The following is a 24,865-nucleotide window of genomic DNA, read 5'->3' on the forward strand; positions in this document are numbered from 1 at the left end:
CGCTGTCCCCCGTGGTGTAACTGGCAGCACACTAGATTTTGGATCTAGCAGGACAAGGTTCGAATCCTTGCGGGGGAGCCACAGCACACAAGACCTCGGTTCGGGCCCTGACTGCCAAGTCAGGGCCCGCTCCCATGTCCCCCACGAAACGCCCCGGTATCCTGCGGATGTCACCCCACCCCCTCCACAGCCGAAGGGCATCCCGTGAGCGCCATTCGCCCGGCAGCCGTCGTCGTTCTCGCAGCGGGTGAGGGCACCCGTATGAAGTCGGCCACACCCAAGGTCCTGCACGAGCTCTGCGGACGCAGCCTCGTGGGTCATGTGCTCGCCGCCGCACGCGAGTTGCAGCCCGAGAACCTGGTCGTGGTCGTGGGTCACGCGCGGGAGAAGGTCACCGCGCACCTCGGTGAGATCGACCCCGGTGTGCGCACCGCGATCCAGGCGGAGCAGAACGGCACGGGGCATGCCGTACGGATGGCTCTGGAGGAGCTCGGCGGCACGGTCGACGGGACCGTGGTCGTCGTCTGCGGGGACACTCCCCTCCTGACCGGCGAGACGCTGACCCGCCTCGCCGCCACCCACGCCGCCGACGGCAATGCGGTCACCGTGCTGACGGCCGAGGTGCCGGACGCGACCGGGTACGGCCGGATCGTGCGCGACGGTGTCTCCGGTGCTGTGACCGCGATCGTCGAGCACAAGGACGCGACGGAGTCGCAGCGGGCGATCCGGGAGATCAACTCCGGTGTCTTCGCGTTCGACGGGCAGTTGCTCGCGGACGCGCTCGGGAAGGTCCGCACCGACAACAGTCAGGGCGAGGAGTACCTCACCGACGTCCTGGGGATTCTTCGCGAGGCCGGTCACCGCGTCGGTGCTTCCGTTGCCGGCGATCACCGTGAGATCGCGGGGATCAACAACCGTGTGCAGCTGTCCGAGGCGCGTCGCATCCTCAACGACCGGTTGCTGAACCGGGCCATGCTCGACGGTGTCACGGTCATCGACCCGGCCACGACCTGGGTCGATGTGACCGTCACGTTCGAGCAGGATGCGGTCGTGCACCCGGGCACCCAGCTGCATGGGTCCACTCACGTCGGTGAGGGCGCGGAGGTGGGGCCGAACAGTCGGCTCACGGACACGCGTGTCGACGCCGGTGCCCGTGTCGACAACACGGTGGCCTACAGCTCTCACATCGGGCCGGGTGCGTCGGTGGGACCGTACGCGTATCTGCGGCCCGGTACCCGGCTGGGTGCGAAGGGCAAGATCGGTACGTATGTGGAGACGAAGAACGCGTCGATCGGTGAGGGGACGAAGGTGCCTCATCTGTCGTACGTGGGGGACGCGACGATCGGTGAGTACTCCAACATCGGTGCCGCGAGTGTTTTCGTGAACTATGACGGACAGGACAAACACCACACGACGGTCGGCTCGCATGTCCGTACCGGTTCGGACAACATGTTTGTGGCTCCTGTCACGATCGGGGACGGCGCGTACACCGCGGCCGGCTCTGTGATCACGAAGGATGTGCCGCCCGGTTCGCTGGCTGTGGCCCGTGGTCAGCAGCGGAATATCGAGGGTTGGGTGGCTCGTAAGCGTCCGGGCAGTGCGGCCGCGAAGGCGGCTGAGGTGGCCTCTCGTCAGGGTGAGGGCGAGGACTGACCGGAAACAGGTGCGTCAAACACGGCGTACCGTGATAAGTGCACACCCGCACCCACCAGCTGAGACGGCTCGTCGCGCGCAGCGGCGTGGTGTCTCGACACCCAGCTGCGACACCTCTGAGGAGACAGTGCTGTGACCGGGATCAAGACGACCGGCGAGAAGAAGTTGATGTTCTTCTCCGGCCGCGCCCACCCCGAGCTTGCCGAGGAGGTCGCCCAGCAGTTGGGTGTCGGGGTTGTCCCGACGAAGGCCTTCGACTTCGCCAACGGTGAGATCTATGTCCGTTATCAGGAGTCGGCGCGTGGTGCGGACTGCTTTGTGATTCAGAGCCACACGGCTCCGATCAATCAGTGGATCATGGAGCAGTTGATCATGATCGACGCGCTGAAGCGTGCGTCGGCTCGCTCCATCACGGTGATCGTGCCGTTCTACGGTTACGCGCGGCAGGACAAGAAGCACCGTGGGCGTGAACCGATTTCGGCGCGTCTGATCGCGGATCTGATGAAGACCGCGGGTGCGGATCGCCTCCTGACCGTGGATCTGCACACGGACCAGATCCAGGGCTTCTTCGATGGTCCGGTCGACCATCTCTTCGCTCTTCCGCTGCTTGCGGACTATGTGGGTGCCAAGGTCGACAAGGAGAAGCTGACCGTTGTCTCGCCGGATGCCGGGCGGGTTCGGGTGGCTGACCGCTGGTGTGACCGTCTCGGTGCTCCGCTTGCCATCGTGCACAAGCGGCGGGACAAGGACGTGGCGAACCAGGTGACCGTCCATGAGGTCGTGGGTGAGGTCAAGGGTCGTGTGTGTGTGCTGGTCGACGACATGATCGACACTGGTGGGACGATCTGTGCGGCGGCTGATGCGCTGTTCGCGCATGGTGCCGAGGATGTCATCGTCACGGCGACGCACGGTGTGCTGTCGGGGCCGGCTGCGGACCGGCTGAAGAACTCTCGGGTGAGTGAGTTCGTGTTCACGAACACGCTGCCGACGCCGGGTGAGCTGAGCCGGGATCTGGACAAGCTGACGGTGCTGTCGATCGCGCCGACGATCGCGAGTGCGGTGCGTGAGGTGTTCGAGGACGGTTCGGTGACGAGTCTGTTCGACGAGCAGTAGAGATCCTTTTGGGTGCGGCCTCCTTTGCCGAGTAGACTGCTTCAGTTGCTCGGCGAGGGAGGCCGTACCGCTTCTTGTGAGGCTTGTACGGCGGTCCGTTATCGACGCGCTCTTCGTAGCAGGCCGTTCGTGGCCGGGTGACCACGTCCGTTCTAGTTCTACGAGGAGTGATCATGTCCGAGGTAAAGATCTCCGCCGAGACCCGTACCGAGTTCGGTAAGGGTGCCGCCCGTCGTATCCGTCGTGACTCGAAGGTTCCCGGTGTCCTGTACGGCCACGGTTCGGACCCGCTGCACCTGACGCTTCCGGGTCACGACCTGCTGCTGGCGCTGCGTACGCCGAACGTTCTGATCGCGCTGGACATCGACGGCAAGACCAACGAGCTGGCGATCCCGAAGGCCGTCCAGCGTGACGCCATCAAGGGTTTCCTGGAGCACGTCGACCTGCAGCTGGTCAAGCGGGGCGAGAAGGTCACGGTCGAGATCCCGGTGCACACCGAGGGCGAGCTGGCCGCTGGTGGCAACCTGCTGGAGCACGTGCTGAACGCGCTGCCGGTCGAGACCGAGGCCACGCACATCCCCGAGTCGGTCACCGTGTCCGTCGAGGGTCTGGAGGCCGGTGCCTCCATCCTCGCCAAGGACATCACGCTGCCGAAGGGCACCACGCTGGCCATCGAGGAGGACGCTGTCGTCCTGCAGGTCCTGTCCGCGCAGGCCGAGGAGGCCCCGGAGGGTGGGGCCGCCGAGGGCGAGGAAGTCGCCGAGGCCTGATTCTCGGCTCTGGCAGAGGCGTGATCGTCGGCTCTGTCATCGCTTTGTCAGCCGCTGTTCCCGATGGGGGCAGCGGCTGGCGCGTATCAAGGAGACATGGACGTGACGAGCGACCCGAGCGCGCCTTGGCTGATCGCCGGCCTCGGTAATCCGGGACCCGAGTACGCGATGAACCGGCACAACGTGGGGTTCATGGTGGCGGATCTGCTGGCCGGGCGGATCGGGGGGAAGTTCAAGCGGGCCGGTAAGGCTCAGGCGCAGGTCGTGGAGGGGCGGATCGGGCCGCCGGGGCCGTTGAACCGGCGGGTGGTTTTGGTGAAGCCGATGTCGTACATGAATCTTTCCGGTGGTCCGCTCAATGCCTTGCGGGATTTCTACAAGGTGCCGGTGGGCAACATCGTGGCTGTTCATGACGAGTTGGACATCGATTACGGCATGCTGCGGCTGAAGCTGGGTGGCGGGGACAACGGGCACAACGGGCTGAAGTCGATGACGAAGGTGATGGGTTCGGACTATCACCGGGTGCGGTTCGGGATCGGGCGGCCTCCGGGGCGTATGCCGGTGGCGGACTTCGTGTTGAAGGATTTCGGGTCGGCGGAGCGCAAGGAGTTGGACTACTTCGTGGACCGTGCGGCGGACGCGGTGGAGTGTCTGGTGATCGAGGGGTTGGAGCGGGCGCAAAGCACGTACAACTCGTGAATTGTCCGCCCGCTCGACCGGGCCGAGGTTGACCGGGCGTGGGGGCATGGCCAAGGATCGCGGCCATGCCTTCTGCCGTTGTTTCCAGTCAGGGCGCTGTGGCCGTGCTGCGGTTCGGGCGTCTCGCGGCGATGGGTACGGTCGCGGCGCTGATTCTGATCGCGGGTGTGTGGGCGTCGTGGGGTACGGCGCACCATGTGATGCTGACGAAGGGGCGGGAGAGCGGCACGATCGAGGTGACGCGGTGTGGTGCTCACACGTGCAGTGGGCCGTACGCGCCGATCTCGGCGGGGTCGCAGCCGCGGGAGTCGGTCGTCATCGAGAAGAACGTGGCGGTGCGTAAGGGGCAGACGTACACGGTTGTGGTGAAGCCGGGTAGTGACGATGTCGTACGGTCCGGGCCCGCGGGTGTTCTCTACGCCTGGGTTCCGCTGGGTGGTGCGCTGTTGCTGGCTTCGGTCGTTGTCGCAGGTGGGCTGCGGCGGACGCGGGCGGCGTGGGTGATGGCCGGGTCGGGGATCGCGCTGCTGACGGCAGCTTTCGTGACGATCTGAGGATTTCGGCGTTCTCCATGTCTGTGGAGGATCTGAGTGTTCTCTGTTCGTGATTGACCTGGGGTCAGTGCGGGCTGGATGCTGAGCCGCCCCCTCCACATCTTCCCGTTCCTTTCACGAAGATGGACTACTGCCTCATGCGAACCCTCACCCGCGTCGGCGCTCTGTCCGCCGTCGCCGCGGCCGCTGTTTTCTCCGCACCGGCCGCCGCTCACGCGACCGCTCCCGGTGACAACGGCACCGTCAAGATCCACGACGCCACTACTGGCGAGGAGCTGCGCAAGAACGAGCCGCACGTGTGCGAGTTCTACCTGGACGCGTTCGGTTTCGACAGCGTTCAGAAGGTCGACTGGCACATCGAGGCGTGGGCGCCGACCGCCGCCGTCAAGGGCGAGACGGTGAAGTCCGGTGCGATCACCCTGGACGGCGAGGGTCATGGCCGTACGGAGGACATGACGCTGGCCGATGGGCACTACAAGCTGTTCTGGAACTTCGAGGGCGAGAACGGCTCCGCCAAGCACAAGGTGTTCTGGACGGACTGCGAGGACGAGGAGCCGGGTGGCGGCGGCACGGCCTCGCCGTCCGCCTCGGCGTCCCCGTCCGGCACGCCGGGCGAGTCCACCACCGACCCGGGCGCGAGCCCGTCGACGTCCTCCGAGGGCGACCCGGCGGCGTCCCCGTCGCCGCAGGGCGGCGCCGAGGGTGACCTCGCCGAGACCGGTAACGGTGCTCCGGTGGGCCTGCTGTCGGCGGCTGCGGCGGCGCTGCTGGGCGCGGGCGGGTACCTGGTGTTCCGGCGTCGTAAGGCCTGATCGCCGGGGTTGTGGAACGAACGGTGCCCCCGTGCTCGTACGAAGCACGGGGGCACCGTCATGTGCGGGGTTGTTCAGCCGGTGTTGCGCAGGCCGGCCGCCACGCCGTTCACGGTGAGCAGCAGGGCTCGGGCCAGCAGCGGGTCGGGGTCGGCGCCCGCGGCGGCGGCGTCGCGCTGGCGCTTGAGGAGGGCGACCTGGAGGTAGGAGATGGGGTCGAGGTAGGCGTCGCGGATGGAGAAGGTCTGCTTGAGGACCGGTGCCGCGTCGAGGAGTTCCTTCTCGCCGGTGACCTTGAGGACCTCGGCGACGGTCAGATCGTGTTCGGCGCGGATGGCGTCGAAGACGTGCTTCAGCTCGTCCGGCACCAGCGTGTCGACGTAGTGGGCGGCGATCCGCAGGTCGGTCTTGGCGAGCGTCATCTCGACGTTGGAGATGAAGTTGCGGAAGAAGTGCCACTGTTCGTGCATCTCGTCGAGCACGGTGTCGAGGCCGGCCTCGCGCAGCGCCTTCAGCCCCGATCCCACGCCGAACCAGCCGGGGACGATCTGCCGGGACTGGGTCCAGCCGAAGACCCACGGGATGGCGCGCAGTCCGTCGAGCGAGACTCCCGAGCCGGGGCGGCGGGAGGGCCGCGAGCCCAGGTGCAGGTCGGCGAGCTGGTCGACCGGTGTGGAGGCGAGGAAGTACGTCGGCAGGTCGGGGTCTTCGACGAGCTTGCGATAGGCGGCCTCGGCGGCGTTGCTGACGACGTCCATGGCGGCGTCCCAGCGGGCGAGGGCCTCGACGGACTGGCGGGGGGCTGTGTGCAGGGCGGAGGCCTGCAGAGTCGCCGCGACCGTCAGCTCCAGGTTCTCCCTCGCCAGGGACGGCACGAGGTACTTGTCGGAGATGACCTCGCCCTGCTCGGTGACCTTGATCTCGCCCTCCAGGGTGCCCCAGGGCTGGGCGAGGATCGCGTCGTGGGAGGGGCCGCCGCCGCGGCCGACGGTGCCGCCGCGGCCGTGGAACAGCCTCAGGCGCACCCCGTATCGATGTGCCACGTCACGCAGGCGGCGCTGGGCGCGGTGGATCTCCCACTGGCTGGTGGTGATGCCGCCGAACTTGGAGGAGTCGGAGTAGCCGAGCATGACCTCCTGGACGTCGCCGCGCAGCGCGACCAGGCGCCGGTAGGACGGGTCGGAGAGCATGTCCTCCAGGATGGTGTCGGCGGCCTTGAGCTCGTCGGTGGTCTCCAGGAGCGGGACGATGCCGATCTTGGCCCAGCCGGCGTGCAGGTCGATCAGGCCGGCCTCGCGGGCGAGGACGGCGGCCGCGAAGACGTCGTCGGCGCCCTGGCACATGGAGATGATGTACGACTCGATGACCTCGGGTCCGAAGACCGCCAGGGCCTTCTTGATGGTCTGGAAGACGCCGAGGGTCTTCTCCCCGGCGGCGTCGACGGGCGCCGGGGTGGGCGCGAGGGGGCGGCGCGAGCGGAGCTCCTTGGCGAGGAGCTTGGAGCGGTAGTCGCGGGGCATGTCGGCGTAGCGCCAGGACTCCTCGCCGAGGCGGTCGAAGAGCTGGCCGAGGGCGTGGTGGTGGGCGTCGGCGTGTTCGCGGACGTCCATGGTGGCGAGCTGGAGGCCGAACGCGGACAGGGTGCGGATGGTGCGGTCCATGCGGCCGTCGGCGAAGAGTGCGCCTCGGTGTGCGCGCAGTGAGGTCTGGATCAGCTTGAGGTCGTGCAGGAGCTCGCTGGTGCCGAGGTAGTCGCGGCCGGGTTCGTGCGGGATGTTCCTGGCCAGGCGCGTCTTGGTGTTCTCCAGCTTCTGCCGGATGCAGGTGGCCTTGAGCCGGTAGGGCTCCTCGGCGTTGAGGCGCTTGTAGCGGGGGCTGATCTCGGGGAGGGCTTCGAGGTCGGCCTTGAGGGAGTCCAGGAGCTCCTCGGTGGCGCCGGTGTAGCGGATGGAGTTCGACAGGAAGCCGCGCAGCTCGTCGATCATCTCCAGGGCGTCGTTGATGCCGTGCTCGTGCTGGAGGATGAGGACGTCCCAGGTCACCTGGGGGGTGACGTTGGGGTTGCCGTCGCGGTCGCCGCCGATCCAGGTGCCGAAGGTGAGCGGGCGGGTGTCGTCGGGGAGCTTGTGGCCGACGCGCTCCAGTTCCGCGGTGAGGTCCTCCAGGACGTCGCCGACGGCGCCGGCGTGCAGTTCGTCGAGGTAGTAGATGGCGTTGCGGGCCTCGTCGGCCGGTTCGGGGCGTACGACGCGCAGCTCGTCCGTCTGCCATACGAGGTCGATGTTCTCGGCCAGTCGGGTGTCGTGCCGGCGTCGGTCTCCGTCGAGGACCGGGGTCTCCAGGAGCGCGGCGATGCGCCGGAGCTTGTTGAGGACGGAGCGGCGGGCGGCCTCGGTGGGGTGGGCCGTGAAGACGGGGCGGACGTTGAGGTGCTTGATCGTCTGGCGCAGGTGTTCGGCGTCGGCGTCCTTGAGCCGGTCGGCCGTACGGGCGAGGAGGCCGCCCTCGGCGGCGCGCCGGGCGCGCAGCTCGCGGCCTCGGTGGACCTGTTCGGTGACGTTGGCCAGGTGGAAGTAGGTGGAGAAGGCGCGGACCAGCTTGGCCGCGGTGTCCAGCTCCGTGCCACGCAGCAGCTCGGCGGCGGCCTCGCCGTCCTCGCGGGTGAGGCGGCGGACCTTCTCGACGAGCTCGAGCAGCTCGGGGCCCTCCTGCCGGACGAGGGTCTCGCCCAGGAGGTCACCCAGTCGGCGGATGTCGGCACGCAGCTCACTGCTGGTCGTGGTCTGGTCGTCGGCACTGCTCACAGGTGCGGCTCCTTGCAGTGTTGAAGCTCGTCCGGGAGGGAACCCGGCGCCCTGGGGCCGCGCGGCGGGGGCCGCATACGGCTCCTGGCATCCGGGAAGAATTCAGAGCGGACCGCGCTGTCCGACCGACTCCAAGGATAGGTGTCCATGCGGACGCGCAGTCTCTCGGGCTCTTGCCGCCGGGCGACGCACTGCCATACTTACGACGCCGTAGGTTACGGAACCGTAGGGTCCGATGTAACGGAACCTGGGAACAGTTCCCGCGACCCGGCACCTGCCACAACCCTCGAAACCCCACAGGGGACGCCCATGACCACGAGCTCCGATGTGATCGAAGACGCCCCGAAGGCGAACGACGACACCACGACCACCTCTGCCACGCTGGGCGGGGAGAAGAAGCGGTCGATCGAGCAGATCGCGCTCCTCCTCTTCATCACCGTCCCGTTCGTCGCGCTCGTCGCGGCGGTTCCGCTGGCCTGGGGCTGGGGAGTGAGCTGGCTCGACCTCGGCCTGATGGTCTTCTTCTACTTCCTGGGCTGCCACGGCATCACGATCGGCTTCCACCGCTACTTCACCCATGGTTCGTTCAAGGCCAAGCGGCCCCTGCGGATCGCGCTGGCGGTCGCGGGCTCGATGGCGGTCGAGGGCCCGATCGTGCGCTGGGTGGCCGACCATCGCAAGCACCACAAGTTCTCGGACGCCGAGGGCGACCCGCACTCCCCGTGGCGGTTCGGCGAGACCCTTCCGGCCCTGATGAAGGGCCTGTGGTGGGCGCACATCGGATGGATGTTCGACGAGGAGCAGACGCCGCAGGAGAAGTACGCGCCGGATCTGGTCAAGGACCCGGCGATCCGCGCGATCTCCCGTCAGTTCATCTACTGGACGATGCTCTCGCTGGCCCTGCCCGCCCTGATCGGCGGTCTGGTGACGATGTCCTGGTGGGGCGCGTTCACGGGGTTCTTCTGGGGCTCGCTCGTCCGGGTGGCCCTGCTGCACCACGTGACGTGGTCGATCAACTCGATCTGCCACGCGGTGGGCAAGCGTCCGTTCAAGTCGCGTGACCGCTCGGGCAACGTGTGGTGGCTGGCGGTCCTGTCGTGCGGCGAGTCCTGGCACAACCTGCACCACGCCGACCCGACCTCCGCGCGGCACGGTGTGGAGCGCGGGCAGATCGACTCCTCGGCGCGGTTCATCCGCTGGTTCGAGATGCTCGGCTGGGCCTATGACGTGCGCTGGCCGTCACGCTCGCGTATCGATTCACGCCGGAACACCGAGGAAGGCGGCTCCCGGCGCCGGAAGGAGCCTGCGAAGGCGGCATGATTGACGGCGTGGCGACCGACTCCAGCAGCACCCCGAGCAATGAGAAGCCGCGGCGTGCGCGGCGCACCCGGATGACGGGCGCCGAGCGCCGCCAGCAGCTTCTGGAGATCGGTCGCACCCTTTTTGCCGCGAAGGGCTTCGAGGGCACGTCGGTGGAGGAGATCGCCGCGAAGGCGGGCGTCTCGAAGCCGGTGGTGTACGAGCACTTCGGTGGCAAGGAGGGCCTGTACGCGGTCGTGGTGGACCGTGAGATGCGCCGCCTGCTGGACATGGTGACGAGCTCCCTGACGGCCGGGCACCCCCGGGAACTGTGCGAGCAGGCGGCCTTCGCGCTGCTGGACTACATCGAGGAGTACACGGACGGCTTCCGCATCCTGGTCCGTGACTCGCCGATCCCGCAGTCGACGGGTTCCTTCGCGTCTCTCATCTCGGACATCGCCACCCAGGTGGAGGACATCCTGGGCCGCGAGTTCAAGAGCCGCGGCTTCGACCCCAAGCTGGCCCCGCTGTACGCGCAGGCCCTGGTCGGGATGGTCGCCCTGACCGGCCAGTGGTGGCTGGACGTCCGCCGCCCGAAGAAGGCGGAGGTGGCGGCCCATCTGGTGAACCTGGCCTGGCACGGGCTGGACGGCCTGGAGCCGAAGCCGCGACTGATAGGGCACCGCAAGAGCTAGCCCTTGAAGGTGTCCTTCCCCTTCTCCTTCATCTGGCGGGCGTTGCCCTTCCTCTTCTCGGCCTTGCCTTCGGCGGTCAGCTCCTCGTTGCCGACCGTGCGGCCCATCGTTTCCTTGGCCTTGCCCTTCAGCTGTTCTTTCTTACCCCTGGCCTTCTCTTCCTTCGCCACGTCCCTCACTCCTCGCAAGGCTTGACGTCGTGGTCCACCCAGCGGGTGACCCTCCGCGGTGGCGCTCAAACAGAGGGCTCAAACAACGGTCACCGGTTCCAGGAACTCCAGCCGGTTGCCGGCGGGGTCGTACGAGTAGAACCGCTTGTGCCCCGGCAGGTTCTCGTCCCAGGTGACGGCCGCTCCTCGGTCCGCCAGCCGGGCCGCGTACGCCTCGATGCCGGTGACCCGAAGCCCGGGGTGCGCCTTCTTCGACGGCCGGAAGTTCTCCTCGATCCCCAGGTGCAGTTGCACGGACTGGGCCTGGAACCAGCACCCTCCCCGCGCCGCGAGTACAGGCGGCTTCGGGACCTCGGTCATGCCGAGGACATCGACGTAGTACGCGCGCAGCCGGTCCTCGGACCCCCGCGGGGCGGCGAGCTGGACGTGGTCGACGGCGGTGAGCAAGGTCAGGCCTCCTTGCGGGCGACGGCGAAGATCCTGCGGAACGGGAACGGCGTGCCGTGTGCGCCGGGCGGGTACGCCTCCCGCAGGGCCGCCCGGTAGTCGTGCAGGAAGGCTTCCCGCTGGTCGGGGGTGTCGGCGAGGGCCGTCAGGATGGGGCGCAGGCCTGTTCCCTTCACCCAGTCCAGTACTGGATCCTCGCCGGTCAGGAGATGGACGTACGTCGTCTCCCAGACGTCCGCGGTGCAGCCCAGGCCGGTCAGCGCGGCCAGGTAGGCCTGCGGGGTGAGCACGGCGTCGTCGTGGCGCAGGGTGTCGGTGAGGCCGTGGCGGTGGGCGAGGTCGCGCATCAGGCGGTGGCTCGGGGCGTCGAAGTTGCCGGGGACCTGGAAGGCGAGGGTGCCGCCGGGGCGCAGGCCCCGCACCCAGTCCGCGAACCGGTCCACGTGCCCGGGCACCCACTGCAGGGTGGCATTGCTGATGATCAGGTCGTACGGCTCCCCGGGCGTCCACGTCCGTACGTCGGCGTGGGCGAAGTCGAGGCGGCCGCCGCCCGGCGTCGGCCCTTCGTGCTCGACGTGAGCCTTGTCGAGCATGTCGGCGGAGTTGTCGTAGCCGGTGATCCGGGCCGTGGGCCAGCGCTGCGCGAGCAGGGCGGTGACGTTGCCGGGGCCGCAGCCCAGGTCGGCGATGCGGGGCCGCTCGGCGGGGAGGTCGGGGACCCGGGCGAGGAGGTCGGTGAAGGGGCGGGCGCGGTGGTCGGCGTGACGCAGGTACTGGACGGGATCCCAGGTGGGGGCGGCAGCGGACATGGGCAAGGCCTCCTGTCTGTCGCTCTCCAGCCTGCCCCCGCAAGTATCTTGACGTCAAGAGACTTCACGTCGACACAACCACTACACTGATCTCCATGGAGGACGAGGTCGATCGGCTGGTCGCAGCGTGGCGCCGGGAGCGCCCGGACCTCGACGTGGAACCGCTCGAGGTGCTCAGCCGGGTGAGCAGACTGGCCCGGCATCTGGACCGCGCACGGCGGCTTGCCTTCTCCGAGCACAGCCTGGAGCCCTGGGAGTTCGACGTACTGACCGCGCTCAGGCGCGCGGGTACGCCGTATCAGCTCTCCCCGGGACAGCTGCTGACGCAGACCCTGGTCACCTCGGGCACGATGACCAACCGCATCGACCGCCTGGCCAAGAAGGGCCTCGTGGAGCGCCTCCCCGACCCCAGTGACCGGCGCGGCGTCCTCGTCCGCCTCACGGACGAGGGCCGCGACCGCGCGGACCAGGCGCTCGCCGGCCTGCTGGATCAGGAGCGCGCGATCCTCGCGGAGCTGTCGCGCGCCCAGCGGGGTGAACTGGCCGGTCTGCTACGCCAGTTGACCGCCCCGTTCGACAACATCCCCGGCTGAGCGCTCCGCTGGGGAGAGCCGAGTGGGGAGTGCCGCGATGGGTAGTCGGTCGTCTGCGGGCTCGTCGCGCCCGCGCGGCGGTAGCCGCATATCGACACAGCCCCGCGCCCCTTTGGGGCGTTGCAGCTCAGCGGCGTTGATCAGGCGCTGCTGCTTTCCTCCGGCATGATCCGGCCGGGAGGGCCCAGGTCCACCGGCCCGACCCCGGCGCGCCGCGCGAGCGCGACCGCGGCCAGCGTCGAGTGGACGCCCAGCTTGCCGAGGACGTTCTGCATGTGTGTACGGACGGTGTGCGGGGAGAGGTACAGGCGCTCGGCGACCGCCTTGCGCCCCAGTCCTGCCACCATGCAGCGCAGCACTTCGCGCTCCCTCGGCGTCAGCGACTCCACCAGCCGTTCGCTCTCGGTGCGGTGCTTGCGCGCGGCCGTCAACTCCCGCAGTACGCCCGTGAGCAGGGCCGGCGGCAGATGGGTCTCGTCGCGCAGGACACCGCGGATGACGGTGAGCAGCCGGGACAGCGAGCAGTCCTTGGCCACCCACCCGGACGCCCCGGCCTGCAGGGCGTGCGCGGCCCGGCGCGGATCGTCCTTCTCGGCGAGGACGACGATCCGTACGGCCGGCTGGGCGGTGCGGACGCCGGCGACGAGCGAGATGCCGTCGACGAGCCCGTCCTCGCCCACCTCCTGAACGGGCACGGCGGGCCGTATCCCCGCCACATTGCCACCCAGGTCGGCGTCGACGAGCAGGACATCGAACCGGCGCCCCTCGGCGGCCGCGCGCTCCAGGCTGCGCAGCGCGGCCGGGCCGCTGCCGGCGGCGGAGACGTCGACGTCTGGCTCGGCGGCCAGGGCGGCGGCGAGCGACTCGGCGAAGATGCGATGGTCGTCGACGACCAGCACTCGGATGCGAACCACGAAACCCCCTTCCCCAAGCTCTCGAAGAGCAGGGGATACCCCATCGTCATGAGGACGACACCGGGAGACGAACACGGTCGCGGGTACGACGCCCGAAGCATGATGGGCCGCACGGCCGCCGCCGTGCAGAAACTGCTACCCCCACTTCGGGCGTCGAACCCGACTTGTCTCGCCCCCTGATCAGCACCGGCCCCCACCGGTGCCGTTCATCAGAGTACGGGCGGGGGGCAGGAGCGGAAGGTAATTTGCAGAACTGGTAGTCCGGCGCGTTTATGGTGAGCCGCATGTTTCGTCTGGAGACAGAAGTCGACAAATCGCGGCAGGATCTGCTCCGCCGCCGGTTGCGGGAGACCAACAGCGCCCTCTCCCCGATCCTGCGCGCCCTGCGCGGAACCCCAGGTGAACGCGAACGTCCGCTCCAGGTCTGGGCCTTGGACGACTCCGGCGCCCTGGCCGGCGGGCTGGTCGGGCACACCTGGACCACCTGGCTCCATGTCACCTACCTCTGGGTCGACGAACGCCACCGAGGCGCCCGTCTCGGTTCGCGATTGCTCTCACGCGCGGAGCGCACGGCGCACACCGAACGGGGCTGCACCTCCGTACGCCTGGAGACATGGGACTTCCAGGCGCCGGAGTTCTACAAGAAGCAGGGGTACGACGTGGTGTGCGTCATCCCGGACTATCCGCCGGGGATCACGGAGTACACGCTCACCAAACGGCTGGGGTGAGCCGCGGCGGCGTCGGGTTCAGCTCACCCGCCGCGCCCCCGCCGCCGGCACCGCCTCGAACACCCGCGGTGCCGTGAAACCGGCCGAGGCGAAGGCCTCTTCGACTGCCTTGGTGATGGTCTCGACGTCGGCCGCCTCCGTCAGCACGATCGCCGAGCCGCCGAAGCCGCCGCCCGTCATGCGGGAGCCCAGCGCGCCGTTCGCCAGGGCGGTGTCGACGACCAGGTCCAGCTCGGGGCAGGAGATGCGGAAGTCGTCCCGCAGCGAGGCGTGGCCCTCGGTCAGCACCGGGCCGATCGCCCGCGTCTCACCGGACTCCAGCAGGGCGACGACCCGCTCGACGCGCTGGTCCTCGGTGACGACATGGCGTACCAGGCGGCGCACCTCCTCGTCGTCGCCGATCCGATCGAGCGCCGAGTCCAGGTCGTCGTAGGCGACGTCCCTGAGCGCGTCCACGCCCAGCAGCGCCGCGCCCTTCTCGCAGCCCGCGCGCCGCTTGCCGTACTCGCCCTCGCTGTGGGAGTGCTTGACCTGGGTGTCGACGACCAACAGGCGCATGCCCTCGGCTGCCAGGTCGAAGGGGATCTGCTTCTGCGAGAGGTCCCGGGTGTCGAGGAAGAGCGCGTGGCCGGCCTCGCAGCACGCGGACGCCGTCTGGTCCATGATCCCGACCGGGGCGCCGACGTAGACGTTCTCGGCGCGCTGGCACAGGCGGGCCAGCTGCCAGCCCTTGAGCCCGAGTCCGTACAGCTCGTTGAGCGCCAGCGCCACGACGACCTCCAGCGCTGCCGACGACGACAGGCCCGCGCCCGCCGGCACCGTCGAGGCGAGGTGGATGTCGGCGCCGGTCAGGGCGTGGCCGGCCTCGCGCAGCGCCCAGACCACGCCCGACGGGTACGCCGTCCAGTTCCGGTCCGACTCGGGCGCCAGGTCGTCGACGCGCAGTTCCACGACGTCGCCCTCGACGTCCGCCGAGTGCAGGCGCAGGACGCCGTCCTCCCGCCGTGAGACCGCCGCGACCGCGGTGTGCGGCAGCGCGAACGGCATGACGAAGCCGTCGTTGTAGTCGGTGTGCTCGCCGATCAGGTTGACCCGGCCCGGCGCGGCCCACACCCCCTCCGGCTCGGCCCCGTACAGCTCCTTGAACCGCTCGGCGACCGCGGCTGCCGTCTCGACGCTCATCCCCTGACCCTGACCTTCCCTGCTGAACCGGCCGAAGCGGCCGGTGAGTTGACCGGCCGAACAGCCGTGGAACTTACGGCCGTCCATGCCGACCGTAGAACTTACGGCCATCCGTACCGACCGTAGAACTTACGGCCGTCCGTACCGGCCGTACGACTTAACTGTCGCGGCGCTGCGCGAACTCCCACGCGTCCGCGACGATCCCCGCGAGGTCCGCGCGGGACGGGTTCCAGCCGAGCCGCTCGCGGGCGGTGTCGGCGGAGGCGACCAGGACGGCCGGGTCGCCGCCGCGGCGCGGGGCCACGACCTCGGGGATCGGGTGCCCGGTGACCTGGCGGACGGTCTCGATGACCTCGCGGACGGAGAAGCCGTTGCCGTTGCCGAGGTTGCAGATGAGGTGCTCGCCCGGCTGGGCGGCCTTGAGCGCCAGCAGGTGGGCCTCGGCCAGGTCGGCGACGTGGATGTAGTCGCGCACGCAGGTGCCGTCCGGCGTCGGGTAGTCGTCGCCGAAGACGGAGATCGCGTCGCGCCTGCCCTGAGCGACCTGGAGGACCAGCGGGATGAGGTGCGACTCGGGGTCGTGGCGCTCGCCGCAGTCGCCGTAGGCGCCCGCGACGTTGAAGTAGCGGAGAGAGACGGCACCCAGTCCGTGGGCCGCCGCCTCGCCGGTGATCATGTGGTCGACGGCGAGCTTCGAGGCGCCGTACGGGTTGGTCGGCCGGGTCGGCGCCGACTCGACGATCGGCACCTCCTTCGGCTCGCCGTACGTGGCCGCCGTGGAGGAGAAGACGAGCTTGCGCACGCCCGCCTCGCGCATGGCGCCGAGCATTGCCATGGTGCCGCCGACGTTGTTGTCCCAGTACTTCTCGGGCTTCACGACCGACTCGCCGACCTGCGAGAACGCGGCGAAGTGCAGCACCGCGTCGAAGGAGGGGTCCAGCCACTTGGCGGCGTCGCGGATGTCGCCCTCGACGAAGGAAGCCCCGGCCGGTACGCCCTCGCGGAAGCCGGTCGAGAGGTTGTCGAGGACGACGACCTCGTCACCCGCCTCCAGCAGGTGCTGGGCGACCACGCTGCCCACATAGCCGGCGCCACCGGTGACCAGGTACTTCCCACTCATGAACTCGCTACCTCTCGCAGTCGCTCGGCCGCGGCCTCCGGCCGGATGTCGTTGATGAACACGCTCATGCCGGACTCGGAACCCGCGAGGAACTTCAGCTTGCCGGAAGTGCGGCGGATGGTGAAAAGCTCGAGGTGAAGCGCGAAGTCCTCACGGACGACCCCCTCGAACTCCTCCAGTGTGCCGAACGGCGCCTGGTGCCAGGCGGCGATGTACGGGGTGGGAGGCTCGCCCGCGGACTTCTCCCCGGCGTCCCGCCCGTCGAAGATCCGGTCGAAGCGCCTCAAGAGTTCCAGATAAACCTGGGGGAACTCTGTGCGCGCGTCCTCGTCCAGGGCCAGCAGGTCCGGCACCCGGCGCTTCGGGTACAGGTGGACCTCGTACGGCCAGTGCGCGGCGTACGGCACGAACGCCACCCAGTGTTCACTCTCCAGGACGACCCGCTCGTCGGCGAGTTCACGCTCCAGGACGGCGTCGAAGAGGTTCTCCCCACCGGTCGCGTCCTTGTGCGCGGCGAGGGAGCGCAGCATCAGGGCGGTGCGCGGGGTGGTGAAGGGGTAGGCGTAGATCTGCCCGTGCGGATGGCCGAGGGTGACGCCGATCTCGGCGCCGCGGTTCTCGAAGCAGAACACCTGCTCCACGGAGGGCAGCGATGACAGTTCCGAGGTCCGGTCCGTCCACGCGTCGAGGACCAGGCGCGCGTGCTCCTCGGTCAGGTCGGCGAAGGACGCGTTGTGGTCGGAGGTGAAGCAGACGACCTCGCAGCGCCCGGAGTCACCGGCGAGCGAGGGGAAGCGGTTCTCGAAGACGACGACGTCGTACGAGGAGTCCGGGATCTCGCTCAGCCGGTCGCCCTCCGAGGGGCACAGCGGGCACTCGTCGGCCGGCGGATGGTACGTCCGCCCCTGCCGGTGCGAGGCGATGGCGACCGCGTCGCCGAGCAGCGCGTCGCGACGGACCTCGGACGCCGTGACGGTCCGGTCCAGGGGACGGCGGTCGACCGCGTCCCGCACCGTGTCGTCGCGCAGGTCGTAGTAGATGAGCTCACGACCGTCGGCCAGCTGGGTCGAGGTCTTCTTCACGGCGGACTCCATCCGAGTCTCCATCAAACAGAACTAAACATAGAGAAACACAACTCACCACCTTCGTCAACATCACAATCAAACAAAGAGCATCAACGGACGTGTTCAATTGCTGAACGCAGGGGCGTAGGTTCCGCTCTGTATCGGTTCGCGAAACGAAGCGAGTACATATGCAAACCCCCACAATTTCCCCCACCCCCAGCCTCAGCCTCCCCCACGGACCCACCTACCTCGCCGCCGAGCTGCGGCTCCCCACGAACTGGCTCGACTACACGATCCTCGGCATCTACTTCGTCGTCGTGCTGGGCATCGGCTTCGCCGCCCGTCGCTCGGTGAAGACCAGCCTCGACTTCTTCCTCTCGGGCCGCTCGCTGCCCGCCTGGGTCACGGGCCTCGCCTTCATCTCCGCCAACCTGGCCGCCACCGAGATCCTCGGCATGGCCGCCAACAGCGCGCAGTACGGTGCCTACACCGTCCACTGGTACTGGATCGGCGCCATCCCGGCCATGGTCTTCCTGGGCCTGGTGATGATGCCCTTCTACTACGGCAGCAAGGTCCGCTCGGTCCCGGAGTTCCTGCTGCTGCGCTTCGACAAGTGGGCGCACCTGCTCAGCTCGGTCCTGTTCGCCTTCGCCGCGATCCTCATCGCCGGGGTGAACCTCTACGCCCTGGCGATCGTGGTCGAGGCCCTGCTGGGCTGGCCGCAGTGGGTGGCCATCGTCGTCGCCGGCTTCTTCGTCCTCGCCTACATCACCCTCGGCGGCCTGTCCTCCGCGATCTACAACGAGGTCCTGCAGTTCTTCGTGATCCTCGCCGCGCTGATCCCGATCACCGTGCTGGCGCTGAAGAAGGTGGGCGGCTGGGACGGCCTGACGGACTCCCTGACCAAGACCCACGGCGACGACTTCGTCACCGCCTGGGGCGGCACCGGCATCGGCGAGGCGAACCCGCTGGGCGCGAACTGGCTGACGATCGTGCTCGGCCTCGGCTTCGTGCTCTCCTTCGGCTACTGGACGACGAACTTCGCGGAGGTCCAGCGCGCGCTCTCCGCGAAGAACCTCTCGGCGGCCCAGCGCACCCCGCTGATCGCGGCCTTCCCGAAGATCTTCATCGTGTTCCTGGTGATGATCCCGGGCCTGGCGGCGGCGGTACTGGTACCGAAGATCGGCACCTCCGGCTCGGACCTGCAATACAACGACGCGATCCCCTACCTGATGGAACAGCTCCTGCCGAACGGCGTCCTCGGCATCGCCGTAACCGGTCTGCTGGCGGCCTTCATGGCGGGCATGGCGGCGAACGTGTCGTCCTTCAACACGGTGTTCACCACGGACATCTGGGCGAAGTACGTGGTGACGGACCGCGAGGACTCCTACTACGTCCGCTTCGGCCGCCTGATCACGGCGATCGGGGTGCTGGCGTCGATCGGCACGGCGTTCCTGGCGTCGTCGTTCTCGAACATCATGAGCTACCTGCAGACGCTGTTCTCCTTCTTCAACGTGCCGATGTTCGTGGTCTTCATCGTCGGTATGTTCTGGAAGCGGGCGTCGATGAAGTCGGGCTTCTGGGGCCTGCTGGCCGGCACGACGGCGGCGATGATCAACTACTTCGTCCTCTACAAGCAGGACGTCATCTCGATCCCCTCCGACCAGGGCGCGAACTTCGTGTCGGCGATCGCGGGCTTCGTGGCCGGCGCGGTCGTGATGGTCGCCGTCTCCCTCTTCACGGCGCCCAAGCCGACGGAGGAACTCCAGGGCCTGGTCTACGGCACCCGTTCCCCCGGCATGGCCGAGCCGCCGGCGCCGGGCGACGAGGCCTGGTACCGGAAGCCGGCGCTGCTGGGGTGGGGTGCGGTGGTGCTGGCGGCCGCCTGCTACATCCCGTTCTCCTTCTGACGACCGGAGGTTGAGAGACCATGAGCGAGCATCCCGAACGCCCCGAGCACCCCGACGCCTCCGAGCGTCACGGACACGGCGGGTACTCCGAGAGGGACGTCCTGCGCGAAGTCACCGAACTGGAGGGGAAGTCCGCGACAGCGGCCCGTCTCTTCGACATCCGGCGCATCATCGGCGGCCTCTTCGTGCTCTACGGCGTCATCGTCACGATCACCGGCCTCACCGATGACGACGCCGCGATCGACAAGGCCGAGGGCGTCAACATCAACCTCTGGACCGGCCTGGGCATGCTGCTCCTCGGCCTGTTCTTCCTGGCATGGCTGAAGCTGCGGCCCATGGCTCCGCCGCCGCCGGATGTTGTAGCGGGGGGCGAGTCGAAGGAGTGACGTCGGTGGGGGGAGCCGGGTGTCCCTCGCCCCCGCCGCCCCTACCCGTCCCGTCCTCCAGGGGCTGCCGCCCCTTCGACCCCGCCCCTGGGGGCTGCCGCCCCCAGACCCCCGCTTCGGCCCTGAACGGGCCTCGTCCTCAAACGCCGGACGGGCTGAAATGCCTGGACCGACGTCCAGAAGCGCAGCCCCCAGCGGGTGGGTGGGGGATCGGGATGGTGCGGCCTCCTCCTCGGACGCCGGACGGGCCCGGCACGGCGCCGACCCCCAACGCACCCACGGGCGCTACGCGCGCCCCCACCCGCCCCCGCACAGGCGCCGCAGGCACCACACCGGCACCCGAGATCACGCCTCCGGCTGCGGCAGCGGTCCCGCCCGGTCCAGCAACCCCGTGCGAGCCGCCAGTGCCGCCGCCTCCAGGCGGGAGCCGACGCCCAGTTTCATCAGGACGCGTTGGACGTGGGTGCGGGCCGTGGACGGGGCGATGCCCATGCCCGCTGCGATCAGGCGGGTGTCCTCGCCGTCGGCCACGCGGACCAGGACCTCGACCTCCCGGGGTGTGAGCATCTGGAGCAGGCGCTGGCCTTCGTCGTCCGGCTGGGCGGCCGGGTTGAGCAACTCGCTGAACGCGCCCTGGAGAAGCTGCGGCGCCACCGCCGCCTCCCCCGACCGGGCCTTCATGATCGCCCGCTCGACTCCCTCGATGCGCTCGTCATGCCGTACATAACCCGAGGCGCCCGCCGCGAACGCCGCCGCTATCCCGCGCGGGCTCGGCACCGGGCCCAGCACGAGGACCGCCACCTGTGGCCGCTCCCGCTTGATCCTCACCACCGGGTCGAACATGCCGGGCTCCGCCGGTGTCGCCGTACCCAGCAGGCACACCTCGGGCGCCCGCGCGATCACCAGCTCCGCCGCCCCCGCGGCCGGAGCCGCCGCGGCCAGCACCCGGTGCCCCCGCAGCTTCAGTGCCGAGGCCAGCGCCTCGGCGAGCAATCGGTGGTCGTCGACCACCATGAGCCGCACTCCCATCGAGCAACCCCCCAGTCCCCCCAATGGATCCCCATCAACACCCAGAACCAGCTGCGCCGGCCCGGATGCCCCACTATGGATGCCCACTGGTCCGCGCGGACAGAAGCCCCCTCCCGGCTCCCCCGCCCTTCATGCCCCCGGAAGCTACACGCTTGTTCGACGTTGCGCTCCCCCTACCGGTGAGAAGTGCCCCGGATCGACGGAATTTCTGGCTTTCCCGGCATTCGAGGGTGATGAGCGGTACGCGCACGGCCCCGCCCCTGAACAGGGACGGGGCCGTCGGCACACCCGATACCGATCGTTCGCCGACCGGTCGCGTTCGTCAGCCGGTCGTACCGAACGCGATCACATGGGACTTGCTCGTGTCCGAAGTCGTCAACTCACTCGCGTACATGGCGGCCATGTACAGATGCCCCTGCGCGTAGACGATCTCGGCGTAGTCCGGAGACATCCGGGTCTCCACGTCCCGCACCGCCTTCGTGGCCGGGTTCTCCAGCAGCTTCGTCTCCTTGAAGCTGCCGCCGTCGATGCTGACGATCTGGCCGCCCTTGTCGTACGGCGGACGCTTGTACGCGATCACATTGCCGCCGTCCATGCGCAGCGGCGTGATCGCGTACCCGTCGCCCGCGTCCGCGCGCTGCCCGGTCTGCTTGCCGGTGGCCAGGTCGAACGCGACGATCTCGTTGGTCCGGCCGCGCGCACCGCCGCTGGCGTGCTCCTCGGTCTGCACATAGAGCCGGTCGTTGCCCACCACGACGCCCGTGCAGGACTCGATCTTGGTGACGCCGGAGCAGCGGGCGTTGTACTGACCGCCCGGCAGGGAGATACGGATGCGCAGCTTGCCGGTCTTGCTGTCGATGGAGAAGGCGTCCGTGATGCCGATGGCGTCCTGGGACTCGCCGAGTTCAGCGGCCACGACAAGGGGTTCGGTGGAGATCACACTGGCGTACTCGACGCCCTCGGTCATCTTGTACTCGGAGATCACCTTCCCGGACTTCGGGTCGATGGTCTGGATGTTCAGCTGGGGCTTGTCGTAGGAGCCGCACTTGCGGACCGCGACCAGCTTGGGGCCGCCGGCGTAACCGAGGTCGTAGCAGCTGTCGTTGGCCTTCGGGATCCACAGCGGCTTGCCGGTGCGGAGGTCGAACGCGGCGCCGCCGCTGGTGCCGCCGGCGGCGACCGTGCCGCCGCTGACGGTGATGTTGTCGTACCGGATCGGGGCGCCCTCGACCTCGGCGGTCTTGGTCCACAGCTTTTTACCGGCGTCGAGGTCGAGCGCCGCGACCTGGGTGCAGCCGTTCGAGGGCTTCGCCTTGGTCGGCATCGCGGGCTCGAAGGCGATGGCCGTCAGGTTGTCCTCGGTGAGGTGCTTTGCGGCCTGGCAGACCGGACCCGGCAGCGGGATCGTCCACAGCTTGGTGCCCTTGTCGGGGTCGTAGCCGACGATCTCGGCGACGCCGCTCTTGACGTAGGCCTTGTCGGTCAGCCACGAGCCGGACACGACGACGCTGGTCTTGTCGTCGACGTCGGGCGGCGGGACCCGGAAGAGGACCTGGGAGCCGGGGTTGGCGGGCACCTTCTCCGTGCCGTCGGGGAAGTCGCCGCCGCCGGCGCCGTCGTCCCCGCCACCGGTGCCGCCGCTGGAGCTGGCGGTGTCGTCCTTGCCGCCCTCGTCACCGGACTTGGCGTACCACACGCCGCCGCCGATGATCAGCGCGATCACCACGACGGCCGCCGCCACGACGACGGCCACCTGCGCGTTGAACTTCGAGCCGCCGCCCGGCACCGCGGGCTGGGGGTACTGCGGCGTGACCGGCTGCTGATAGCCGTAGCCGGGCTGCTGCCCGTACTGGTTCTGCTGCTGCCCGCCGTACGGGTTCGGCGGCTGTCCGTACGGATTCTGCGGCTGGCCGTATGCGGGGGGCTGCTGGCCGGGGTAGCCGTACCCGGGCGGCGGGGTCTGCGGGGTTCCCTGGGGTGCCTGCGGCGCCTGGGGGTAGCCGTACGCGGGCTGCGGCGGCTGCTGCGGTGCGGCGGCCGGTGGCGTGGGCGGGCCCTGGGGTGCCGGAGGTGTCTGAGGTGCCTGGCCGGGCGGCTGCGGAGGCTGCTGCGGTGGCTGCGGCGCGCCGAACCCTCCCCCCGGCGGGGGCTGGTGGGGCGGAGGAGGCGGCTGGGTCATGGCGTGGGTACCTCAGGGGAGGGGGACGACGAGGGATGCGGCGGGGACGGCGGGGAAGGGGAGAGCGGGCGCACGCCCTACTTGCCGTAGGCGAGTTACTTGCCGTAGGCGAGGATCAGCTTCTCCTTGGATTCGTCGTTGCCGCTCAGCCGGGTGCTGGAGAGGTAGAAGCGCCCGCCGACCCAGTCGAACGCCTTCGAGAAGAAGCCGTTCTCGACACTCGCGGCGCTCGCGGGGTTCTGCAGCAGCTTCGCCGGCTGGTGGCTGCTGCCGGTGACCGGGATGGCCACGACCTGGCCGCCGGCGTCGTACGACGGATCGACGTAAGCGATGAGCTTGCCGTCCTCGACCTTGATCGGCAGCATCGACTCGTCCGCCGGGGACTTGACGCGCCACTTCTCCTTGCCGTTGGCGAGGTTGATCGCGATGATCTCGTTGGGGCCGGTGGTCGCCTTGGTCGGCATGTAGAGCGTGTCGGCGTCGGCGGCCACACCGCTGCAGCCCTGTAGGTCACGCTGGAGGATGGCCCAGCCGCACTGGGCGCCGATCTCCAGGGCGACACCGACCTGCGAGCGGCGCTTGCCGTCGGAGGCGAACGTGGAGATGTTCCACTGCTTCTTGTCCTCGTTGGTGCTGTAGATGACCAGCGGGTCGAGGGAGAAGACGCGGGCGACCTTCCAGCCCTTGTCGAACTGCCAGGTCCACTTGGCCTTGCCGGTCGCCGGGTCGAGCTCCTGCACCTCGTCGTGCTCGTTGGTGCCGGTGGCGTCGCAGCCCGCCACGGCGATCAGCTTCTCGCCGCCCGCGAACGCGTCCGGGAAGCACTTGTCCCCGAACCTCGTCTTGTCCCACAGCTTTTCGCCGCTGTCGATGTCGTACGCCGTGCCGGACTGCGAGCGGCCCACCATCAGCGTCTTGCCGGTGATGGACAGTTCGACGTCGAGCGTGCTGTCGAACAGCTGGCCGTTGGCGACGCTGGCCTTCCAGCCCTGGGCGCCGGTGTTGAGGTCGATCTGCTGGAGCTGGTTGCACTTGGCGCGGTCGCTGCTGCCGCTCATGTACGCCACGACGATCTTGTCGTCGGCCGACTTCTGCGGGGTGACCGCGCAGATCTTCTGCGGGAAGGTGATCGGGTCCCAAGTGGCCGCGCCGTCACCGACGTTGTAGGCGAAGAGCTGCTTGTACGCCGCCTTCACCGCCGCCTTGTCAGTGATCCACATGCCGAGGGCGTCGGCGCCGGAAGCGGGCGCGTCCGGCGCCTGCTGGTACCAGAGCACCTTCGCCTCACCGGCCTGGCGGCCCCCGTTGAGGTTCTCCGGGTCGGCACCGCCACCGCCGCTGCCGTTGCCGGAGTCGTCGGTCGGGGACTCGGATCCCTTCGGGTCGCCGCTCGGCTGGGCGACCGGATTCTTCGGGTCGTCGTCGCCGCCGCGGGTCACCGCCAACACGGTGCCGCCGATGACGAGCAGCGCCGCGACCGCGGCACCGATGACGAGGGCGGGCTTGCCCTTGAAGGGGTTGCGCGAGCCGGGCGGCGGAGTGCCGGGGGCGCCCGGGTACTGCGGCTGGGGCGGGTAGGCGTAACCCGGGGCGGGCTGCTGGGGGTAGCCGTACGGGCCCGGCTGCTGCTGCGGCTGACCGTACGGGCCCGGCTGGCCGTAGGGGCCCGGCTGCCCGGGCTGGGCCGGGGGTTGTTGCTGCGGGTAGCCGTAGCCGGGCTGCGGGGCGCCGGGCGGCGGGCCCTGCGGGGGCGGCGGCGTCTGGGGCGGGCCCTGCGGCGGGGGCGGAGCCTGCGGAGGCTGGGGTGCGCCGAAGCCGCCCTGGCGTGGGTCCTGTGGTGCACCGAAACCGCCCTGCGGCGGCTGGTTGGGCGGCTGGCTCATGCGCGGTTCCCCCTTGTGACCGGTGTGGTGCCACGTGCATTGCCGTCGCGTT

23 protein-coding genes and 1 tRNA gene are annotated in these 24,865 nt (G+C 69.2%); 13 read left to right on the forward strand and 11 right to left on the reverse strand.

The genetic code is table 11. The features are described from left to right. Positions 1–5 precede the first annotated feature (5 nt). The 7 genes from EHO50_RS19255 to EHO50_RS19285 all read left to right on the forward strand — a co-directional run bounded on the left by EHO50_RS19255 (position 6) and on the right by EHO50_RS19285 (position 5,601). Positions 6–81: transfer RNA gene (locus tag EHO50_RS19255), tRNA-Gln, on the forward strand. 123 nt (positions 82–204) lie between these two features. Beyond that, positions 205–1,653, forward strand: a complete 1,449-nt coding sequence (gene glmU, locus EHO50_RS19260) for a bifunctional UDP-N-acetylglucosamine diphosphorylase/glucosamine-1-phosphate N-acetyltransferase GlmU (protein ID WP_128431422.1) — start codon at positions 205–207, stop codon at positions 1,651–1,653. Positions 1,654–1,785: 132 nt separating this feature from the next. After that, the gene (locus tag EHO50_RS19265) at positions 1,786–2,766 is read left to right on the forward strand and encodes a ribose-phosphate diphosphokinase (protein WP_128431423.1); all 981 of its coding nucleotides are present in this window, start codon (positions 1,786–1,788) and stop codon (positions 2,764–2,766) included. A 173-nt stretch (positions 2,767–2,939) separates the two neighbouring features. Beyond that, complete coding sequence (locus tag EHO50_RS19270; RefSeq protein WP_128431424.1) at positions 2,940–3,536, forward strand: 50S ribosomal protein L25/general stress protein Ctc; 597 nt, start codon at positions 2,940–2,942, stop codon at positions 3,534–3,536. 96 nt (positions 3,537–3,632) lie between these two features. Continuing rightward, a complete protein-coding gene (pth, locus tag EHO50_RS19275) occupies positions 3,633–4,235 on the forward strand; it encodes an aminoacyl-tRNA hydrolase (RefSeq protein WP_128431425.1) in 603 nt (200 codons plus the stop codon). A 65-nt stretch (positions 4,236–4,300) separates the two neighbouring features. Further along, positions 4,301–4,789 carry a hypothetical protein gene (locus EHO50_RS19280; RefSeq protein WP_128431426.1) on the forward strand — a complete coding sequence of 163 codons (489 nt, stop codon included), beginning with the start codon at positions 4,301–4,303 and terminating at the stop codon, positions 4,787–4,789. A 137-nt stretch (positions 4,790–4,926) separates the two neighbouring features. Continuing rightward, positions 4,927–5,601, forward strand: a complete 675-nt coding sequence (locus tag EHO50_RS19285) for an LPXTG cell wall anchor domain-containing protein (RefSeq protein ID WP_128431427.1) — start codon at positions 4,927–4,929, stop codon at positions 5,599–5,601. Between the two features lie 74 nt (positions 5,602–5,675). Here EHO50_RS19285 and ppc read toward each other — a convergent pair whose 3' ends face one another. Beyond that, on the reverse strand, positions 5,676–8,405 hold the full coding sequence (gene ppc, locus EHO50_RS19290; RefSeq protein WP_128431428.1) for a phosphoenolpyruvate carboxylase: 2,730 nt from the start codon (positions 8,403–8,405) through the stop codon (positions 5,676–5,678). Positions 8,406–8,714: 309 nt separating this feature from the next. Here ppc and EHO50_RS19295 point away from each other — a divergent pair, with 309 nt between their 5' ends. Both EHO50_RS19295 and EHO50_RS19300 read left to right on the forward strand, forming a co-directional pair. Then, complete coding sequence (locus EHO50_RS19295) at positions 8,715–9,725, forward strand: acyl-CoA desaturase (protein WP_128431429.1); 1,011 nt, start codon at positions 8,715–8,717, stop codon at positions 9,723–9,725. Continuing rightward, the gene (locus tag EHO50_RS19300) at positions 9,722–10,399 is read left to right on the forward strand and encodes a TetR/AcrR family transcriptional regulator (RefSeq protein WP_128431430.1); all 678 of its coding nucleotides are present in this window, start codon (positions 9,722–9,724) and stop codon (positions 10,397–10,399) included. Before EHO50_RS19295 ends, EHO50_RS19300 begins: the two co-directional genes overlap by 4 nt. On the opposite strand, the gene EHO50_RS19305 is transcribed toward EHO50_RS19300, so the two are convergent. The 3 genes from EHO50_RS19305 to EHO50_RS19315 form a co-directional block, all read right to left on the reverse strand. Then, positions 10,396–10,569, reverse strand: coding sequence for a CsbD family protein (locus tag EHO50_RS19305; RefSeq protein WP_128431431.1), 174 nt, complete (start codon positions 10,567–10,569; stop codon positions 10,396–10,398). The two genes, EHO50_RS19300 and EHO50_RS19305, sit on opposite strands and share 4 nt — an antisense overlap. A 78-nt stretch (positions 10,570–10,647) precedes the next feature. Continuing rightward, entirely contained in the window at positions 10,648–11,016 is a 369-nt protein-coding gene (locus EHO50_RS19310; RefSeq protein WP_128431432.1) for a VOC family protein, read from the reverse strand. Positions 11,017–11,018: 2 nt separating this feature from the next. Then, positions 11,019–11,825: a trans-aconitate 2-methyltransferase gene (locus EHO50_RS19315; protein ID WP_128431433.1), complete on the reverse strand. Its 807-nt coding sequence runs from the start codon at positions 11,823–11,825 to the stop codon at positions 11,019–11,021. Positions 11,826–11,920: 95 nt separating this feature from the next. Between EHO50_RS19315 and tamR the strand changes: the two genes are divergently transcribed. Then, positions 11,921–12,418, forward strand: coding sequence for a MarR family transcriptional regulator TamR (gene tamR / locus EHO50_RS19320; RefSeq protein WP_059196100.1), 498 nt, complete (start codon positions 11,921–11,923; stop codon positions 12,416–12,418). Between the two features lie 140 nt (positions 12,419–12,558). Here tamR and EHO50_RS19325 read toward each other — a convergent pair whose 3' ends face one another. Next, positions 12,559–13,332 carry a LuxR C-terminal-related transcriptional regulator gene (locus tag EHO50_RS19325; protein ID WP_128431434.1) on the reverse strand — a complete coding sequence of 258 codons (774 nt, stop codon included), beginning with the start codon at positions 13,330–13,332 and terminating at the stop codon, positions 12,559–12,561. 272 nt (positions 13,333–13,604) lie between these two features. Between EHO50_RS19325 and EHO50_RS19330 the strand changes: the two genes are divergently transcribed. Further along, entirely contained in the window at positions 13,605–14,060 is a 456-nt protein-coding gene (locus tag EHO50_RS19330) for a GNAT family N-acetyltransferase (RefSeq protein ID WP_128431435.1), read from the forward strand. 18 nt (positions 14,061–14,078) lie between these two features. On the opposite strand, the gene galK is transcribed toward EHO50_RS19330, so the two are convergent. The 3 genes from galK to galT form a co-directional block, all read right to left on the reverse strand. Beyond that, the gene (gene galK / locus EHO50_RS19335) at positions 14,079–15,242 is read right to left on the reverse strand and encodes a galactokinase (protein ID WP_128432465.1); all 1,164 of its coding nucleotides are present in this window, start codon (positions 15,240–15,242) and stop codon (positions 14,079–14,081) included. A 157-nt stretch (positions 15,243–15,399) separates the two neighbouring features. After that, positions 15,400–16,362 (reverse strand): UDP-glucose 4-epimerase GalE, encoded by a 963-nt coding sequence (galE, locus tag EHO50_RS19340; protein ID WP_128431436.1) that lies wholly within the window; start codon positions 16,360–16,362, stop codon positions 15,400–15,402. Next, the gene (galT, locus tag EHO50_RS19345) at positions 16,359–17,444 is read right to left on the reverse strand and encodes a galactose-1-phosphate uridylyltransferase (RefSeq protein ID WP_128432468.1); all 1,086 of its coding nucleotides are present in this window, start codon (positions 17,442–17,444) and stop codon (positions 16,359–16,361) included. The genes galE and galT overlap by 4 nt, the downstream gene beginning before the upstream one ends. A gap of 170 nt (positions 17,445–17,614) precedes the next feature. Here galT and EHO50_RS19350 point away from each other — a divergent pair, with 170 nt between their 5' ends. Both EHO50_RS19350 and EHO50_RS19355 read left to right on the forward strand, forming a co-directional pair. Continuing rightward, positions 17,615–19,336 carry a sodium:solute symporter family protein gene (locus EHO50_RS19350; protein ID WP_128431437.1) on the forward strand — a complete coding sequence of 574 codons (1,722 nt, stop codon included), beginning with the start codon at positions 17,615–17,617 and terminating at the stop codon, positions 19,334–19,336. A gap of 20 nt (positions 19,337–19,356) precedes the next feature. Beyond that, entirely contained in the window at positions 19,357–19,722 is a 366-nt protein-coding gene (locus EHO50_RS19355) for a hypothetical protein (protein WP_128431438.1), read from the forward strand. Between the two features lie 345 nt (positions 19,723–20,067). On the opposite strand, the gene EHO50_RS19360 is transcribed toward EHO50_RS19355, so the two are convergent. The 3 genes from EHO50_RS19360 to EHO50_RS19370 all read right to left on the reverse strand — a co-directional run bounded on the left by EHO50_RS19360 (position 20,068) and on the right by EHO50_RS19370 (position 24,813). After that, positions 20,068–20,751, reverse strand: coding sequence for a helix-turn-helix transcriptional regulator (locus EHO50_RS19360; RefSeq protein WP_128431439.1), 684 nt, complete (start codon positions 20,749–20,751; stop codon positions 20,068–20,070). A gap of 322 nt (positions 20,752–21,073) precedes the next feature. Continuing rightward, positions 21,074–22,930, reverse strand: a complete 1,857-nt coding sequence (locus tag EHO50_RS19365; protein WP_128431440.1) for an outer membrane protein assembly factor BamB family protein — start codon at positions 22,928–22,930, stop codon at positions 21,074–21,076. Positions 22,931–23,025: 95 nt separating this feature from the next. Continuing rightward, entirely contained in the window at positions 23,026–24,813 is a 1,788-nt protein-coding gene (locus tag EHO50_RS19370; protein ID WP_128431441.1) for an outer membrane protein assembly factor BamB family protein, read from the reverse strand. Positions 24,814–24,865: the final 52 nt, after the last annotated feature.

The organism is Streptomyces cyaneus, from assembly GCF_004028635.1.
In the GTDB taxonomy this organism is placed as follows: Bacteria; Actinomycetota; Actinomycetes; order Streptomycetales; family Streptomycetaceae; genus Streptomyces; species Streptomyces cyaneus.